General features: G+C 64.6%; 18 protein-coding genes and 1 pseudogene. 6 read left to right on the top strand and 13 right to left on the bottom strand.

The genetic code is table 11. The features are described from left to right. Nucleotides 1-16 precede the first annotated feature (16 nt). The 8 genes and pseudogenes from CAF78_RS20490 to CAF78_RS20455 all read right to left on the bottom strand — a co-directional run bounded on the left by CAF78_RS20490 (nucleotide 17) and on the right by CAF78_RS20455 (nucleotide 7,205). Nucleotides 17-1,174, bottom strand: a complete 1,158-nt coding sequence (locus tag CAF78_RS20490; protein ID WP_085677486.1) for a carboxylate-amine ligase — start codon at nucleotides 1,172-1,174, stop codon at nucleotides 17-19. Between the two features lie 6 nt (nucleotides 1,175-1,180). Continuing rightward, nucleotides 1,181-2,134: a class I SAM-dependent methyltransferase gene (locus CAF78_RS20485; RefSeq protein ID WP_085677485.1), complete on the bottom strand. Its 954-nt coding sequence runs from the start codon at nucleotides 2,132-2,134 to the stop codon at nucleotides 1,181-1,183. Further along, nucleotides 2,134-3,456 carry an iron-containing redox enzyme family protein gene (locus CAF78_RS20480; protein WP_085677484.1) on the bottom strand — a complete coding sequence of 441 codons (1,323 nt, stop codon included), beginning with the start codon at nucleotides 3,454-3,456 and terminating at the stop codon, nucleotides 2,134-2,136. Before CAF78_RS20480 ends, CAF78_RS20485 begins: the two co-directional genes overlap by 1 nt. 18 nt (nucleotides 3,457-3,474) lie before the next feature. Continuing rightward, nucleotides 3,475-3,672 carry a hypothetical protein gene (locus tag CAF78_RS20475; protein ID WP_085677483.1) on the bottom strand — a complete coding sequence of 66 codons (198 nt, stop codon included), beginning with the start codon at nucleotides 3,670-3,672 and terminating at the stop codon, nucleotides 3,475-3,477. Nucleotides 3,673-3,734: 62 nt separating this feature from the next. Continuing rightward, nucleotides 3,735-3,857 (bottom strand): annotated as a pseudogene (locus CAF78_RS20470) (general stress protein); the annotation flags it as partial. A gap of 159 nt (nucleotides 3,858-4,016) precedes the next feature. Next, a complete protein-coding gene (locus CAF78_RS20465; protein WP_085677481.1) occupies nucleotides 4,017-5,321 on the bottom strand; it encodes an NTP/NDP exchange transporter in 1,305 nt (434 codons plus the stop codon). Between the two features lie 4 nt (nucleotides 5,322-5,325). Next, nucleotides 5,326-6,234, bottom strand: coding sequence for an aldo/keto reductase (locus CAF78_RS20460; RefSeq protein ID WP_085677480.1), 909 nt, complete (start codon nucleotides 6,232-6,234; stop codon nucleotides 5,326-5,328). A gap of 89 nt (nucleotides 6,235-6,323) precedes the next feature. Further along, nucleotides 6,324-7,205, bottom strand: coding sequence for a Dyp-type peroxidase (locus tag CAF78_RS20455; protein ID WP_085677479.1), 882 nt, complete (start codon nucleotides 7,203-7,205; stop codon nucleotides 6,324-6,326). Between the two features lie 193 nt (nucleotides 7,206-7,398). Between CAF78_RS20455 and CAF78_RS20450 the strand changes: the two genes are divergently transcribed. Next, nucleotides 7,399-8,286, top strand: a complete 888-nt coding sequence (locus tag CAF78_RS20450) for a bile acid:sodium symporter family protein (RefSeq protein WP_085677478.1) — start codon at nucleotides 7,399-7,401, stop codon at nucleotides 8,284-8,286. Here CAF78_RS20450 and CAF78_RS20445 read toward each other — a convergent pair. Then, complete coding sequence (locus CAF78_RS20445) at nucleotides 8,243-8,716, bottom strand: sterol desaturase family protein (protein ID WP_085677477.1); 474 nt, start codon at nucleotides 8,714-8,716, stop codon at nucleotides 8,243-8,245. The genes CAF78_RS20450 and CAF78_RS20445 overlap by 44 nt on opposite strands. A gap of 384 nt (nucleotides 8,717-9,100) precedes the next feature. Between CAF78_RS20445 and CAF78_RS20440 the strand changes: the two genes are divergently transcribed. Next, nucleotides 9,101-9,814 (top strand): MgtC/SapB family protein, encoded by a 714-nt coding sequence (locus tag CAF78_RS20440; RefSeq protein ID WP_085677476.1) that lies wholly within the window; start codon nucleotides 9,101-9,103, stop codon nucleotides 9,812-9,814. Here the strand turns inward: CAF78_RS20440 and dksA are convergent. Beyond that, nucleotides 9,811-10,218: an RNA polymerase-binding protein DksA gene (gene dksA, locus CAF78_RS20435; RefSeq protein ID WP_085677579.1), complete on the bottom strand. Its 408-nt coding sequence runs from the start codon at nucleotides 10,216-10,218 to the stop codon at nucleotides 9,811-9,813. The genes CAF78_RS20440 and dksA overlap by 4 nt on opposite strands. Nucleotides 10,219-10,327: 109 nt before the next feature. Here dksA and CAF78_RS20430 point away from each other — a divergent pair, with 109 nt between their 5' ends. Beyond that, nucleotides 10,328-10,834 (top strand): GNAT family N-acetyltransferase, encoded by a 507-nt coding sequence (locus CAF78_RS20430; RefSeq protein WP_085677475.1) that lies wholly within the window; start codon nucleotides 10,328-10,330, stop codon nucleotides 10,832-10,834. 4 nt (nucleotides 10,835-10,838) lie between these two features. Here CAF78_RS20430 and CAF78_RS20425 read toward each other — a convergent pair whose 3' ends face one another. After that, nucleotides 10,839-12,404 carry a sensor domain-containing diguanylate cyclase gene (locus tag CAF78_RS20425; protein WP_085677474.1) on the bottom strand — a complete coding sequence of 522 codons (1,566 nt, stop codon included), beginning with the start codon at nucleotides 12,402-12,404 and terminating at the stop codon, nucleotides 10,839-10,841. A gap of 162 nt (nucleotides 12,405-12,566) precedes the next feature. On the opposite strand from CAF78_RS20425, the gene CAF78_RS20420 reads away from it, so the two are divergent. Continuing rightward, nucleotides 12,567-13,067 (top strand): DUF4142 domain-containing protein, encoded by a 501-nt coding sequence (locus CAF78_RS20420; RefSeq protein WP_027917295.1) that lies wholly within the window; start codon nucleotides 12,567-12,569, stop codon nucleotides 13,065-13,067. Nucleotides 13,068-13,091: 24 nt separating this feature from the next. Then, nucleotides 13,092-13,343, top strand: a complete 252-nt coding sequence (locus CAF78_RS20415; RefSeq protein ID WP_085677473.1) for a hypothetical protein — start codon at nucleotides 13,092-13,094, stop codon at nucleotides 13,341-13,343. 46 nt (nucleotides 13,344-13,389) lie between these two features. Here CAF78_RS20415 and CAF78_RS28585 read toward each other — a convergent pair whose 3' ends face one another. Together CAF78_RS28585 and CAF78_RS20410 are read right to left on the bottom strand one after the other, a co-directional pair. Beyond that, the gene (locus tag CAF78_RS28585) at nucleotides 13,390-13,560 is read right to left on the bottom strand and encodes a DUF6021 family protein (RefSeq protein ID WP_177408554.1); all 171 of its coding nucleotides are present in this window, start codon (nucleotides 13,558-13,560) and stop codon (nucleotides 13,390-13,392) included. Nucleotides 13,561-13,616: 56 nt separating this feature from the next. Next, the gene (locus tag CAF78_RS20410; RefSeq protein ID WP_085677472.1) at nucleotides 13,617-14,600 is read right to left on the bottom strand and encodes a DNA-binding protein; all 984 of its coding nucleotides are present in this window, start codon (nucleotides 14,598-14,600) and stop codon (nucleotides 13,617-13,619) included. 331 nt (nucleotides 14,601-14,931) lie between these two features. On the opposite strand from CAF78_RS20410, the gene CAF78_RS20405 reads away from it, so the two are divergent. Then, nucleotides 14,932-16,281 (top strand): aromatic acid/H+ symport family MFS transporter, encoded by a 1,350-nt coding sequence (locus CAF78_RS20405; RefSeq protein WP_085677471.1) that lies wholly within the window; start codon nucleotides 14,932-14,934, stop codon nucleotides 16,279-16,281. The last annotated feature ends 6 nt before the right edge of the window (nucleotides 16,282-16,287 follow it).

The raw sequence follows: 16,287 nt of genomic DNA, 5'->3' as shown, positions 1-16,287 counted from the left end.
CCATTTTCGGCATTCGTTACCTGATTGCAAGCCCCGCCGCCGTTACCGGCGCTGGCGCACCGTCGCAGCCTTGCGCGAGCACCTGGGCGGTCACTGCGTGCAGCGCTTGAGCGGTGGTGGCGCCATTGGCCAGTGCCTGCTCCAGCACCGCCTGTTGCTGGTCGGCACTGGTCCCCTGTTGCAGGATGTGCTGCGCGTGCCGGTAGGAACGCTCAGCGTCCACCGTGTCGGTCGGCCAGCGCGTTTGCAACTGGCTAAGCCAGCCCAGTGCCGTGACCGGCTGCTGGTCATGCAGGCCGATGAACTCGGCGAAGCGGCCGTGGCGCATGGCGCGCCAGTAGTTCTCCTGGGTAACCCAGCGCAGTTCGCGGTTGAGTGAGCCAGGGTCGTAATGAGGTTGCAGGTTGTGCTCCACCAGGTGGCGGAACAGGCCGGCCAGGCACAGCGCATCCTCAAGCACGGGGCAGGCATCACAGATGCGCAGCTCTACCGTAGGGAAGCGCCGCGACGGCCTGATCGCCCACCAGAAGTCACCTTCCGCGGCCAATGAACCCGTACGTTGCAGCAACGCCCGGTAGCGTTCATAGGCCGCCCAGTCGGGCAATGCCTCCGGCAGCCCCATGTGTGGCCACTCGCCGCAGATTACCCGCCGGTAGCTCATGTAGCCGGTCGTCTGCCCGGCCCACAAGGGCGATGAAGTACTCAGCACCAAGAGTAACGGCAACCAGTACAGCAGGCGGTTGATCAGCTGCATGCGGTCGCAGCCCGGCGGTACACCTACATGGATGTGCAGGCCATTGAGCAGGCTGCGGCGGGCCACGTGCTGGTAATCGTCGAAAACCTGGCGATAGTGCGGCGACGGCCTGGCCTTCTGGCGCAGCCAGGGCGCATTGGGGTGGCTGGCGGCGCAGTACAGGCCGACGCCCTCCTCGGCCAGGCTTGCACTGAGGCGCTGGCGGTAGTCGAGAAAGAACTGGCGGGCCTGGTGCAGGTTGGTGAAAACCGGCGAGGCGATCTCGATCTGGCTGCAGAACATCTCTTCGGCAAAGTACTCGCCCACCACGTCGCGGCAACGCCGGACCACGGTCGGCGACGGGGTGGTCAGCACCCGGCCGCTGGCCAGATCCGTCAGCAGATACTCCTCTTCGATGCCGAACGTACAGGGCCTGTACATACAGTGTCAGGCGCTGCGGTTGACGGTCAGCGACACCGCGGCGATGCGCTCGACCCGTTCATAGCCTGGCGCCAGCAATTGCTCGCCGAACACATCCGGGTCGATCTCGCGGTACACCCAGGCCCACTCCGGCCCGGCCAGGCGCAGGCGAATGGCTTCGAGCAAGGCATCGCAGCCTTCGACGATGGCCACCCCGGTGTACAACAGCAATGAGCCTCCTGGGCTCAGGCGCTCGCGGGCCTGCTCGATGATGCGCAGCGACAGTTCGGCGCCCAGTGCACCACCACCATGGCGATAGGTGCGCTGACCGGCATCGAGCATGTACGGCGGGTTGGCAACGATCAAGTCAAAGGCGCCGCTGATGCCGTCGAGCAGGTCGCTCGGTTCGACCGACACATTGCTGACACCGGCCAGCGCCGCATTGATGGCCGTGTAGCGCAGGGCCAACGGGTTGATGTCGACCGCACTGACCTGCGCATGTTGCGCCGCGCGGGCGATCACCAGGGCGCCGACGCCGCTGCCACAGCCGATATCGACCGCATGCTGGACCCGTGTCGGGCTGCGCTGCAGGTGATCGTGAATGACCTGGGCGAAGCGGTAACTGTCGGGGCCGAAGAACACCGCATCGCTGGCCTCGGTGGGATAGGCCGAATGCACCAGCAGCAGGTCGTCCAGGCTCGACCAGCGCACGCGGCTGCGCAGCCGGTCGCCCTCCTCGCTCAGCACCTGTGCGGCACGCAGCTGCTCCAGCTCGTCCTGGGAGACCAGCGACGGCGAGAACGGCCGGCTCCAGCCGAACACATCACGCAGGTTGCTGGCCTGCTCGGCACCTGGCCGGGCGTTGTTGCGTGCCTGGGTGGCCGGCGTGACGCAGGTGAAACGGTAGCCATCGGCGCGCAGGCGGCGACCAAGCTGCAGCAAGGCCTCGTCGGCCTGTACCTGTTGTGGGTTGAGCATCATCAGTGCGGGCCCTCCTGGGCCAGGCCGGTGGCACGCAGGTAGGCGCGTGTGGCGCGCAGGCCTCGAGGCTGGGCATGACCATTACCGGCCATGTGGGTGATCAGGCTGTCGATACTTTCGTCCACCCGCTCGCTGCCGGGTGGCTCCTGCAGGGCTGGCAACCAGCTACCGGGCAGGACGCGCTGCACCGGTGCCTGCCAGTCGGCGGCAATCCAGTCGTGCCATAGCTGCTTTTCATAGGCGCTGAACACGCCGAACATGGGCGCACTCGGCCCTTCGATCAGCGACCACCAGCGGCTGTCGGCCGGGTTCTGGCCACGCCTGATCCAGCCTTGGGCCTGCAATGCCTGCAGAAACGCCGGCAACGTACCCGCTTCAGCCAGCCACTGGTTGACCGTGCGCTGCTGCAGGCGGCAACGGTCGGCGTGCATGAACTGGCCGAACGCGCGTTTGCGCTCAAGGGCTGACAACAGTTCGGCCTCAAGGTCGAAGCGGCTGATCAGGTCAGGCGCAGCGATGCCCAGCTCATTGAGCCGGTAGCCGTGGCGCACCCGGCGGTAGAACACCTCGGGATCCTGCGCCGGGCATAGCTGCTGCACGGCGTGGATGGCTTTTTGCGCATGGCCGCTGGCGGCATTGTCGATGGTCACATGCAACTGAAAGTAATGGCCGTCGATGCCAAGCTCTGCCAGCTCATGGGTGGTGATCAGCAAGTGCAGTGGTGGCTGTTCATAGCCGAGGTTGTAACCGATCACCTCGGGCAGAAAGCTGTCGCCGTATTGGCCCAGGGCAAGCTGCAAGGTGCCCTGCAGGTAGCGGTCGTCGTCCAGTACGAGCGGTTCCAGGCAACCCAGCCGGCTCAGCAGGCGCTGGTAGATCAGCACGTGGTTGCTGCGCGGGTCACCATCGCCCAGTTCTTCAAGGTAGGTGCGGATCAGGCCGTGGTAGCGCGGGTCGTGCCAGTGACGCAAGGTGGCGTGCAGCCAGGCGCCGTCCACGGCCTTGGTCGGCGCCACTTGCTGCAGGAACCACAGGGCCTGCGAGCGGTTGGCAAAGTAGCGCCGCGGGGCACCCTGGCGGCGTTGCTCCAGATAATGCGCATGCTCATGGGCAACCTGCTCGGCATGCCGTGCACTCCAGGCATCCAGTTGCCCAGGCTCATCCGGCAGGTCATCGTCGATGACACTCACCTCGGCCAACCGAGCTGCCAACCACTGGCGCATGCCCTCATCTTCCCCCGCCAACAACGCCTGGTAGCGCCTGGCCAGGTCGCTGTCGCCAGTGCGGGCCGGTGCAACGGTGTCACAGGTCATCGCCGTCATGCCTTGCTCCTCATCCACTTACTGGCGCTGGTTGTCCTGCGGCATGGGTTCCGGGTCGGGCGCAGGTTGTGGCGCTGGTTTTTCATCGTGTTGCTGCATCTGTACCGAGGGCTTGCTCGGGTCGCTGTCCTTGCCTGGGTGGTTGTTGTCTCTATCGAAGCAGCCGCCGAGCAGGGTCAAGCTGCCCAGCAACGCGATCAGGGGCGTCATGCGCATTGAAAACCTCCTGTCCTGGTTGACTGCAGTGCCAGGTCGCCCCGGCACTGCATGTGCCTCACTTACGAACGGCCGCCCTTGCGGCCCGACTCGGTGCTGTTGCGGCCGCTACCGGATTGCTGGCCGCCTTTGCGGCCGGCCTCGGAGGCCTTCTCGCGATCATTGGCGAAGTTGCCTGGGTTCTTGTTGCCACCCTGGCTGCCGGTGCGGCTGTTCTCTTTGTTGGCCATGGTCTCTAACCTCTTGTGGCTTTCGAAGTGTGCACGGCGCTGCGCCGTACATAAGGTCGGAGTTCGGCGATATCGGGGGATTCGTTTTATTGCGACAGGTTCGGACCGGTGGCGTTAAATAAGCGGCGGCGGTTTATTTGGTGCGACAGCCGATTCGGCTTCGCGCTGGCGCCTGCCCAGCCAGGTGCCGGTCAATGCCCAGCCCAGGGCCAGCCCGGCGCCAATGAGCATCGCCAGCTGGGCATGCTCGGCCAGCAGGTCCAGCCCGCGCTTGAGCCAGCCGCTCAGGGCATCGCCACCGCGGTACACCACGGTGTCGACGAAATTCTTCGCTTTGTACTTGTCCTCGGCGGGCAGCACGGTGAACAGCATTTCTCGCCCCGGGCGTACCAGGGCATATTCGCCAGCCCGGCGCACCACCATCACCACCACGAACACGGCAAACACCGGCGCCAGGGCCAGCCACACGAACCCGGCAGCCATCACCAGCGGTACCGCCACCAGCAGCACGCCGACGCCCATGCGCCTGGCCAGCCGACCGGTGAGAAACACCTGGGTGAGGATCGCCAGCGCCTGTACCACTGTATCTATAAGGCCGAACACCTGGGTCTGGCGTGTGCGGTCGGTAAAGGTTTCGCTGACGATGCGCGCCTGTTCGAAATACAGGAAGGTGCTCACGCTGGCGAGCAGCACGACAAACACGGCAATCGCCAGCAGATAGGGTGAACGCATCACCGCCGTCGCACCGGCGAACGGGTTGCCGCCCAACGGCTGCGATGCCGGCTGCTCACTGGAAGCAGGCAATGGGTTGCGATCGCGCCACCTTTGCAGGAAGGCGCACGCGAGCACGCTGCCCAACAGCAATACCGCGGCCAGCAGCACCAACCCGCCATGCCCCAACGGCGCAACCAGCAGCGTGCCCAGGATTGGCCCGCTCAGGCCACCGAGGCTGGCCCCGGCGGCCAGCAGGCCGAACAGGCGCTTGCCCTGCTCGGTTGAGAACAAGTCGGTCAGCACGCTCCAGGCCAGTGAGATGGTCAGCAGGTTGAACACTGACAACCAGATGTAGAAGGCCCGGGCAGTCCACAAGTCGTCTGGATCAAGGGCAAGGAGCCCAGCGAACAGCAGCAGGTTGCTGGCGAAGAAACCGTAGGTCCAGGGCAGGATGTGGCGACGACGCACCTTCGAGGCCAGCCAGCCGAACACGGGCAGGCAGGCCAGGGTGGCGATGAACGTGCCAGTGAACAGCCATTGCAGGTTGTCGACGCCACCCGCCACCCCCATGGTTTCGCGCACCGGGCGCAGCATGAAATAGCCGGTAAAGAGCAGGTAGAACAGCAACAACCCGGCGATCACCGCAGGCCCTTCCCCCGGCTGGATGTTCAAGCCCTGGTCGAGGCGCCTGCGCCAGTTACCCATGGCTTCAGGCGAACTGCTTGATCAGCGCTTGCTGTTGCGCCTGGCTGAGCAAGGGCTCATGCCCGGCCTTGAGCTGGTCGAGCTGGCGGTCCGGGCGCCCGGTCGCGGGGATGACCGTGGTCACGGCCGGATGGCTGATGGCGAACTTGAGAAACAGCTGCGCCCAGCTGCCGATACCGGCTTCGGCGGCCCATGCCGGCAGGGCCTGGTCTTTGACCTTGGCAAACAGCCGGCCATCATCGAAGGCACGGTTGATCAGCACGGCGACGCCCTTGTCCTGGCACAACGGCAACAGTTCGCGTGCCGCTTGCGGGGCATTCACCGAGTAGTTGATCTGGATGAAGTCCAGCGGCTCGCTGCGCACGATGCGCGCCACATCATCGTGGCCGCTGTTCAGGTAATGGGTGATACCGACGTAGCGGGTCTTGCCCTGCTGCTTGAGCTCGCGGGCATAAGGCAGTTGTGTCTGCCAGTCGCGCAGGTTGTGGATCTGCAGCAGGTCGACCTTGTCGGTGCGCAGGCTCTTGAGCGTGCCGGTCCATTGCGCCTGGGCATCGGCCTGGCTGTCGGCGGCGATCTTGGTGGCGATGAAGCATTGCCGGTGCCAGCCGCCCTCTTCCAGCAACTGCCCGAGAATGCTGTCGGCGCCGCCATAGTTGGGCGAGGTGTCGATGACCTTGCCGCCACCGTCGAAGAATGCCTTGAGCACCACCTTCAGCTGCTGGTAAGCGGCGGAACCGGCCTCGACTTCGAAGCTGCCGGAGGTACCGGCGCCGATCACCGGCAAGGCCTCGCCCGTGGCGGGGACCTTGCGCGTCAGCAACCCGGCGGAGCCGGCGGCATGCAGCCAGGGGCTGGCGGCCACAAGGCCCAAAGCCGCACCAGCGCGTAGGACATCGCGACGCTTGTACATGGCAAAGCTCCCGTCATAAGTCGGAAACTTTCAAGGCTAGCCGCTCTACCCCGCGCTGGCGGGTGATTCTGTATCTGGATGTTTAGTGATCAGGCCTGCAGCAGCGCGCTCAGGTCCAGACCCGCCTCGGCCATCGGTGGGCACCAGTAGTAGCCGCCGGTCAGCGGCCGGCTGAAGCGGTACAGGCCGTCGATGATGCCGTCTTCCAGGCCGCTCATGCGCCGCAGTTGCACTTCGAAGGCATCGAAGCTGTGGCCCAGGGCGACGAACGCCAGGCCTGCGCCACGGCTGTCGGCCCAGGCTACCGAGCGGCGCACCATGAAGGCTTCCGGCGCGAAGCTTTCCTGGGCGGTGCGTTTGACGTGGGCGGATTCCGGGGCGTCTTCGAGCTCTTCGTTGTCGCTCAGGCGGCGGCCGATGATATTGTCCTGGTCGGCCTGGGGCAGTGACTTGAAGTATTCCAGGTCGTGCTTCCACAGCTGGAAGGCGGCGAAGCTGGAACCGGCCAGCCCTGGCTGCCCGCCAGCGACAATGGCGGCATCTACCGCAGCCTGGTCCACCGGGTTCTCGGTGCCGTCTTCATAACCGGTCAGGTCGTGGCCACCGCGGTGCAGGAAGCCATCGACGCTGTCGGCCAGGCGCAGCGCCGGGGCCAGCGCGTGTTCCAGGGCCTGGGCCTGGAGCAACAGGTCGCCGCGCTCGTTGCCGCGCAGCCACAGCCACAAGGCGTGCTGGGTGCTCGGGTTTTCCACCGCGGCGTCAAGCTGCGGGAAGGCGCGCAGGCCAGCAATGTCACGGCCAAGGGCTTTCACCAACGGGGCGCCGATGCCGAGGATCAGGTTCTGGCCATTCACCTGCGGCAGCAGTGCATCCAGTACGGCAGGCAGCGCCTCGGGCGACTGCAGGGCGAAGAACAGGTGACGGGCGTGGGCCGGCACGGGGGTGGCAAGCAGACCTTGCTGGAACGGCATGACAGGCTAATCCTCGGCAAAAGCGAGAATGCTACTGCGCTGGGGCGCCTACCGCAACGCGGCATGCAGGCGCAACGTGACAGGGTTTGAAAGGTGCCCGGTAACAAACGGTTACCAAGTACTGGCGCATTGCGATTAGCCAGCCCGCAAGCCCGACCTAGACTGCTTGCATCCTTTGCCCGAGTGCCTGCCCATGACCGCCTCACCCTTGCTGACTGCGTTCCTTCCCCTGGCGCTGGGCATCATCATGCTCGGCCTCGGCTTGTCCCTCACCCTGGCCGACTTCGCCCGCGTGGTGAAATACCCGAAACCGGTGGTGATCGGCCTGTGCTGCCAGATTCTGCTGTTGCCGCTGGTGTGCTTCCTGATCGCCAACGGCTTTGGCCTGGAGGCAGCGCTGGCGGTCGGTCTGATGCTGCTGGCGGCGTCCCCCGGCGGCACCACCGCCAACCTGTTCAGCCACCTGGCCCACGGTGACGTGGCGCTGAACATCACCCTGACTGCGGTCAATTCGTTGATCGCGATCCTGACCATGCCGCTGCTGGTCAACCTGTCCCTGGCCTGGTTCATGGAATCGGACCAGGCCATCCCCTTGCAATTCGCCAAGGTCATGCAGGTGTTCGCCATCGTCCTGCTGCCGGTGGCCCTGGGCATGCTGATCCGCCACTGGGCGCCGGGTTTTGCCGCGCGCATGGAAAAACCGATGAAACTGGTGGCAGCGCTGTTCCTGGCGTTCACCATCGTCCTGGCGTTGGCCAAGGACTGGCAGACCGTCGTCGAATATGCCCCGGTGGTGGGCCTGGCCGCCTTGCTGTTCAACCTGATCAGCCTGGCACTCGGCTACTGGGTGCCGCGCCTGCTGAGCATTGCCAAGCCCCAGGCCATCGCCATCGGCATGGAAATCGGTATCCACAACGGCACCCTGGCCATCGCCCTGGCGCTGAGCCCATCGCTGCTGAACAACGCCACCATGGCCGTGCCGGCCGCGCTGTACAGCCTGATCATGTTCTTCACCGCAGCGGGGTTCGGTTGGTGGGTCAGCCGCGGTCGCGTGGCACCCGCGCCTGCAGCTGGCGCTTGAGCACCTTCAGCGGTGGCGCATAGAAAAAGCCGAACGACACGCTGCCGGTACGGCCCTTCACGGCGTGGTGCAGCTGATGGGCACGGTGCAGGCGCTTGAGGTAGCGGTTGACCGGCCGTGGCTTGCGCGGCCACTGCCGGTGGAAGAAGCCGTCGTGGGCCAGCACGTACAGCAGCCCATAGCCGGCCACGCCCGCCCCCACCCACTGCAGTGGCGCATGGCCGGCCTTGCCCAGGGCGACCAGCGCTGTGGCGATCAGGCCCAGCGCCACCAGGTACAGGTCGTTGGTTTCCAGCATGCCCAGCTGCGGCTCATGGTGCGAACGGTGCAGCCACCAGCCCCAGCCATGCATGATGTACTTGTGAGCCAGCGTGCCGACACCTTCCATGGCCACCAGGGTGCCGAGCAGCACGGCGATATTGAACAGCATGTAACGGTCCGGGGTATGGCGGAGAATGGCGCAAGGGTACCGATTACCCAGGTTTATTTCCATGCAGGCGTGACCGGCTGTAGGGCATTTCCGGATGAATCCCTTGTCATGTTTTTGCCCTTGACCCTGCGTGGGTGGCGGCGTAAGGTCCGCGACGCAATTTCGCATCCCTGAACAGGAGTCCTGCTTTGGACAGTAGCCCCAGTCGCTTGCGACAGGCCCACACGGCGAGCTAGTCCGGCAGCTACCTGCCACTGTCTCGCCATTAGCCAGACGGTGGAATTCCCCAGCCTTTGAAGGCTGTCCTCCTCTTTCCCTTTCGTGGTCCTGCGCATTTTCTGGTTATTCAACCGTGCGGGCGTGTGCCCGTGGAAGAGGTTTGCTATGGATTGGAAAGTCTTTCTGCTGCGCGTCGGCATTGCCCTGCTGCTTGGCGCCCTGATCGGTGCCGAGCGCCAACTGCGTCAGCGCCTGACCGGGCTGCGCACCAACGCACTGGTAAGCACCGGTGCCTGCCTGTTTGTGCTGATGACCCAGGCGGTGCCGGGCATGGCCCCCAACGATGCCTCGCGGGTGGCCGCTTACGTGGTGTCCGGTATCGGGTTTCTCGGGGGTGGGGTCATCATGCGCGATGGCTTCAACGTGCGTGGCCTGAACACCGCCGCCACGCTCTGGTGCACCGCAGCGGTCGGTGTGCTGTGCAGCCTCGGGCTGCTGCTCGAGGCATCAATTGGCAGCCTGATGGTGCTGTGTGCCAACATCCTGCTGCGTGATATCGCTCAGCGCCTCGACCGCCAGGAGGTGCTGCCAGCCAGCGAGGTCGAACAACGCTTCGAGGTGCGCATCGTCTGCCGCGCCGAAGATGAGATCCAGGTGCGTAGCCTGATGCTGCACAGCCTGGGCGACCCAGAGTTGCGCCTGCAATCGCTGCACAGTGAAGACCTGGCCAACCCGGCCCGCCTGGAAGTGCGCGCAGAACTGGTCGGCAACCCCCAGGCACCGGCGCAGCTGGAGCGGCTGGTCGGTCGCGTGAGCCTGGAAAAAGGCGTCAGCTCGGTGCGCTGGCAGTTGCAGCCACAGGCACTGGCAGCGGACTAACGCTCGTCGCGCAGGTGCCGCTCCTTCTGCTCCTGGCGCTCCTTGGCTTCGATGCACAGCGTTGCCGTGGGGCGCAGCAGCAGGCGGCGCAGGCCGATCGGCTCGCCGGTTTCCTCGCACCAGCCATATTCACCTCGTGCCAGGCGCTCCAGCGCCTGGTCGATCTTGTCCAGCAGCTTCTTTTCCCGTTCCAGCGAGCGCAGCCGCCACTGTCGGTCCTCCTCGGCGCTGCCGATGTCGGCCGGGTCGCTGTGCACTTCCTGCTCGCGCAAGCCCTGGAAGTCCACATCGATACGGGCTTGCAGGTCGAAGCGCTGGCCAAGCAGCAACGTGCGGAAAAATTGCTGTTGCACCTCGTTCATATAGGCTGCAGGCGCCTGGCGCAGCAGTTCCTCTTCAGTCATCAAGGCAGTCTCGCGTGGCTGGGAATCCACAAATGTTACGTTATAACTCATTCATTGCAAGCCCCGCTCATCTCGCCGCAGACTATTGCCAGTCCATGGAGAGCATTCAATGCGCATACGCCCCGCCCAGCTCGATGACATCACCCAGCTGATTGCCGTCGAGCAATCCGCCGCTCAAGCATTTCTGCGGCTGCCCGAGTTGGCCTGGCTGGCACGCGCCGAGGGGCTGGATGAAAAGGCGCACAAGGCCTTCATCGACTGCCAAGGCAGCTGGTTGGCCGAGGATGACCAGGGGCAGGTCCTGGGCTTTGTGTGCCTGCGCCTGGAAGGCCAGGCACTGCACATTCACGAGCTTTCGGTTGGCTTGGGGTCACAAGGGCAAGGTATCGGCAGGCAATTGCTTGACCAGGCGTGTGCCGAGGCGCGGCATCGGGGTGCGCGGGAGGTAACCTTGACCACCTTTGCGCAGGTGGCCTGGAATGGCCCCTTCTACGCGCGTTACGGCTTCGAAGTGCTCGATGAACCGCAACTCGGGGCAAGGCTGCAGGGCATTCTGGCCACAGAGCGCGCGCATGGTTTGTCAGGGCGCTGCGCAATGCGCCTGCCATTGACATGACCGCTCACTCGGTAGGTTCCGCCATGGCCGCTGCCACCGTGTAGCCGTCACGCCCTTGCCGCTTGGCCTGGTACAACGCCGCGTCGGCCGCCGCCATCAGGCTTTCCGGCGTGCTGGCATCACGCGCCGGATGGCCAACGGCGATCCCGGCGCTGGCCGACACCCGCCCCAACGGGCTGCCGGCATGCACGATCGCCTGCCGACACAGGACCTGCAGGATGTCCTCGACGACCAGCTCGGCACCTGGTTCATCGGTGTCGGGCAGCAGCACGGTAAACTCTTCGCCGCCGTAGCGCACAGCCAGGTCTGCCGGGCGCTTCAGTGCCGTTTTCAACAACTCGGCAAAGCGCCGCAGGCACTGATCCCCGGCGGGATGACCATAGCGATCGTTGTACAGCTTGAAGTAATCCAGGTCGAGCATCACCAGCGCGATCGGGTAGCCCTGGCGCCGGGCCCGCTTGAACTCGGCCTCGAACACCGCATCCAGGCGCCGGCGATTGCCGAGCCCGGTCAGGCTGTCAGTCAGGGCCAGCGACTTGAGGGTCTGGTGCGCCTGGTGCAGCGCTCGCTCGATGGCGATGCGCTCGCGCAACTGGCGCAGCACCACCCAGCCGAACGCGGCCAGGCCGACCAGCAGCAGCAACAGGACCGCGACCGACTTGATCACATCGTGCCGCCAGGGCGCGATGATCGATTCCCGTGACAAGCCCGCCTCCACCACCAGGGGGTAGCTCGACAATGCCCGGTAGGCATACAGGCGCGGGGTGCCGTCGATCACCGCCACCGCTTCGGCCAGGCCCTCGTTGGCATGCGGCAGGTGATTGCGGAACACTTCACTGTTGGCCAGGCTGCGCCCCACCACCTGCGCCACGAACGGCCGCCGGACCAGAATGGTGCCATCGCGCTTGGCCAGTACCAACGCGCCACGTTCATCGATCTTGAAATCGCCGTAATAGCGCACGAACCAATCCACCTTGATGGTACCGAGCAACACCCCGGCAAAGCTGCCATCGCGGTTATCGAGCCGGCGCGAGATGGGGATGACCAGGTCACCGGTGGTACGGCTGCGCACAACCGAGCCGATGTGCACGCTGCGATCGGTATGGTTACGGTGATAGATGAAGTAGTCGCGGTCAGCATTGTTCGCATTGGGCGGGACCGCGTCGCGGTCGGTCACGAGCCAACTGCCGTCCGGCCCGTAGACGAACAAACCGTGCAGCTGCGGCATGATCGCCATCTGCTGGGCCAGCAGGGCATGCAAGCGGGGCCGGTCCAGGTGGTCGAAGCCGTCACCCTCCAGGCGCTCGGCCAGTGCCGCGGTGATCGCATCCACCTGGCGTATGGCATCTTCGGCATGCTGGCTGGTGGCCCTGGCCAGGTTGGTGACCATGTTCTCGGCAGCGCTGAAAGCGAGCCGGTAGTCACGCCAGGTACGCCAGCCTTCGACCAGCACGAATACCAGCATCACCACGGCCATGAACGACAGCACCAGGCGAAACAGCGCCACGGCACGCCCCTCGCCGCTCACTGTGAATAGCCCGTCCTCGTCCTGCTTTCTGGCCGCACCCATGGAAGTCCTTGCCCTCAAGCGTATGCCACCTATGACTATAGTTCAGCGCCGAGGTGCCTCACGGTGGTCGCCCGGCGCCAATAAAAACGAAACCTTTGCCGCCGGGCCCGGCTCAACCGTACGCGACACTGAGGTCGCGCCAACGGTTACAAGGAGTCAGGCATGAGCAATCTGTTCATCAAACGCGCCGGGTTGTCGCTGGTACTCGGCATGGCATCGCTGCAGGCACTGGCCGCCACTTCCGATGATTTTGTCGAGGCCGCCACCGAGGCCGGGATCGCCGAGACGGTCACCGGGAACTTGGCCATGGAAAAAAGCCAGAATGCCGAGATCAAGACCTTCGCCCAGCAGATGGTCACCGACCACACCAAGGCCAACCAGAAACTCGGCGACATTGCCCGCAAACTGGATATCAGCGTGCCGGACGAGGCCGCGCTGACCGATAAAGTGAAGAAGATGATCCTCGAATGGCGCGACGAGTCCTTCGACAAGTCGTACGTCAACAACCAGGTCGACGCCCACGAAAAAGCCGTGGAGCTGTTCAAGAAGGAAGCGGCTTCCTCAGACAAGCCTGAACTGAAAGCCTTTGCCAGCGAAACCCTGCCGACCCTGGAACACCACTTGGAGCAGGCCAAGGCACTCCAGGCCACCCACGGCAAGTGACCGACCCACGACACGAGGCCACACATGACTAACGATGCATTGCGAAGCGAAATCCTCACCCGCCTGCTGCACGCCCACCCACAAGGGTTGGGCAAGGAGTTGCTGGACAACTACCGCGGCGAGAAGGCCGTGGCGGGCATGCTCAAGACGCTGCAGGAACACGGCCTGATCCAGGATGGCGCTGTGGCGGTCGACGCTGATCACCAGATCAGCATGAGCTATCCGATCAAGCTGTCATCGGCGGGGGTCGAGGCAGCCAAGCAACTGGAGAGTTGAGGTGCAGCGCGCCATCGCCGCGCTGGCGGCGATGGGGCGACCCGCATCAGTGCTTGTTCTTGGCCTTCTCATCGTCCCTTGGCGGCTTCGCCGGCCCCTGCGGATCGACTTGCGGATCGTCCAGGTCCGGTGAGTCAGGGTCGAAACCGAGGTCATCCTTGCGGTTGGCCTGCTCTGAAGAATGCGGCCCCTGTCGATGTTGCTCTGGCTTGTTCATGTTGCGCTCTCCCGGGAATGTCTACGGAAGAACGCAGATACCTCGGGAAGTTTGATTCAATTGCTCGCAGCGAGCTGTGCCCGACAGGCCTGCAGTGCGTCGTCGCGTTTCAACAGTTCGTCCTGCAGGTGCTGCAACTGCCTGCCCTGCTCGGCGCACAGGCCGCGTTTGTCTTCCAGGCTTTGCGTTTGCGCCTGCAGCTGCCGACGCATCTCATCGCTGGCGCCCTGGGCTTGCGCGAGAATCGTACGCAAACCCTGAATCTGCGCGTCGCGCTGCTCGACCAATTCGTTCAATGCCTTGCACTCGCCGCTGGCCTGGCGGTGCTCGCCGAGCATTCGCTCATTGTCGCGGTGCAGGCGGGTCAGCTCGTCCTGCTTGACGATCATGCCCTGTTGCAGCTGGCGCAGTTCCACTTGCAGCTGCTGGGTCTGCGCTTCGTGGCGACGCTGTTCCTGTTCGCGCTGTTCGCGGCTGGCGCTGCGGTAATGCTCCAGTGCTTCACGGGCGTGGCGGTGCTTGTCTTCCAGCGAGCGCACCTGTTCGTCCTTGTCGGTCAGGCGCACCTGCAATTCACCCAGTGACTGATTCAGGCTGGCGCTGCGCAACTGCTCGGCCTGAAGCGAGTTCAAGGCGGTCGCCAGGCGCTCCGATTCGGCCGTCAACGCAGCAGCCTGGATCTGCTGTTGCTGGTGAGCGGCTGCCAGTGCCTGCTGTGCCAGTTGCAACTGCGCCTCCAGCTGCCCGCGCTGTTCGTTGAACGCAGCTTCGGCCTGCTCGACCCGGGCGTCCCCCTCCTCCTGTACCTGTGCGGCCAATTGCGATACCAGCCTGGTCAGCGAATCGCTGAGCGCAGCCTGGCCTTGCAGCGCCACGGGCTTGGCCCCTTCAAGCTCTTTAAGGTAGCGGTGAATGGTGGTCTTTGAACCGGTATTACCCAGTTCGATACGTACCGCATCGATGCTGGGGTACTCGCCCCGGGCGATCAGCACCTGCCGCGCCTGCTGCACTACCGCCTTGTTGATACCGCCCCGGGCCATGTCTGCTCCTACGATTTCGTAACATGATACGTACTATGTAATTACAGGTGGATTTTGTTCCTTGCCAGGCAAAATTTCAAGTGAAATCTAAGGCTTAATAATCACGACTTATCGCATGTGAATGATGAAAATGAACGCTTTACCGTCGCTGGTCGATGCAGCCAGTACGCCAGGCACGAAAGCCGGCCGATAAGCAGATTCGATATCCCATTAAGCATTTCCCAGAGGCGCCCGCTGCCGGGCGCGCCGTACAGTCACCTGCCGCCGACATTCGGCAAGGTGGTTCTCCTTCAGGACTACTCACCACTACAAGAACAAAAGGTGATCACACATGCTCAAGCCCTCAGTCGACGCCAGCGTCGACGTCAAAGACTGGATCGACAGCCGCCCTGTCTCGCCTTATCAGTGGCTGATCCTGTCGCTGTGCTTTCTGATCGTGCTGTTCGATGGCTTCGACGTGGCCGTCATGGGCTTCATCGCCCCGTCGCTGATGCAGGACTGGGGGCTGTCGCGTGCAGCCTTCGGCCCGGTGATGAGCGCTGGCATGGTCGGCCTGGCCATCGGCGCACTCACGGCCGGCCCCTACGCCGACCGCCTGGGGCGCAAGAAGGTGCTGCTGGTCGCCGTCACCGGCTTCAGCCTGCTCAGCCTTGCCTGCGCCTTCGCCCGCAACCCTTATGAGCTGGCGGTGCTGCGCCTGTTGACCGGCATCGCACTGGGCGCGGCCATGCCCAACAGCACCACCCTGCTGGCCGAATACCTGCCTGAACGCAGCCGTTCACTGCTGATCACCATCATGTTCACCGGCTTCAACATGGGCTCAGGGCTGGGCGGTTTCCTCGCGGCCTGGCTGATCCCACAGCATGGCTGGCAGTCGGTGCTGATGGCCGGCGGTGTGCTCCCGCTCGCGCTGCTGCCGCTGTTGCTGTGGCTGCTGCCGGAATCCGCGCGCTTCCTGGCGGCCCGCCAGGCGCCGGCACAACAGATTGCCGCCGCCCTGGGCAAGCTCGGCGGGCGCTTCGCCGAAGGCACCCGCTTTACCGTCAGCGAACCGGCCGTGCCGCACAAGGCCCCGGCGCGCCAGTTGTTCAGCGAACGCTACCGCTTCGGCACCCTGGCCTTGTGGGCGACCTATTTCATGGGCCTGCTGGTGATCTACCTGACCATGGGCTGGCTGCCGACCCTGCTGCGCGATGGCGGCCTGTCGATCGAACGCGCCGCGACCATCACCGGCCTGTTCCAGATCGGCGGCACCGTGGGCGCCATCGTGGTCGGCTGGATCATGGACCGGCGCAACCCCAACCGGGTCATCGCCATCGCCTACGCCCTGGGCGGGCTGTGCATCGTCGGCCTGGGCGCCTTGAGCCTGGAATCGAGCCTGCTGGTGCTCGGCGTGGCAGTGGCCGGCTTCTGCATGAGTGGCGCGCAGACCGGCCTGAACGCCTTCGCCCCGGGCTACTACCCGACGGAGTTCCGCGCCACGGGTGTAAGCTGGATGCTCGGCATCGGCCGCTTCGGCGCCATCTTCGGCTCGCTGATCGGTGGCGCCGTGCTCAGCCTGGGCCTGGGCTTGCCACTGTTGTTCACCTTCCTTGGCCTGCCGGCGTTCGTCGCCGCCGTGGCGATCCTGGCCAACGGACACGCCCGGCGCCGCACCCACCCGGCCGTTGCCGCGCAATAACCTGAA

This window comes from Pseudomonas sp. R28(2017) (assembly GCF_002112505.1).
Classification (GTDB): domain Bacteria; phylum Pseudomonadota; class Gammaproteobacteria; order Pseudomonadales; family Pseudomonadaceae; genus Aquipseudomonas.
The sequence above is the reverse complement of the archived record's forward strand: the minus strand, read 5'-3'. Positions and strand labels throughout refer to the sequence as shown.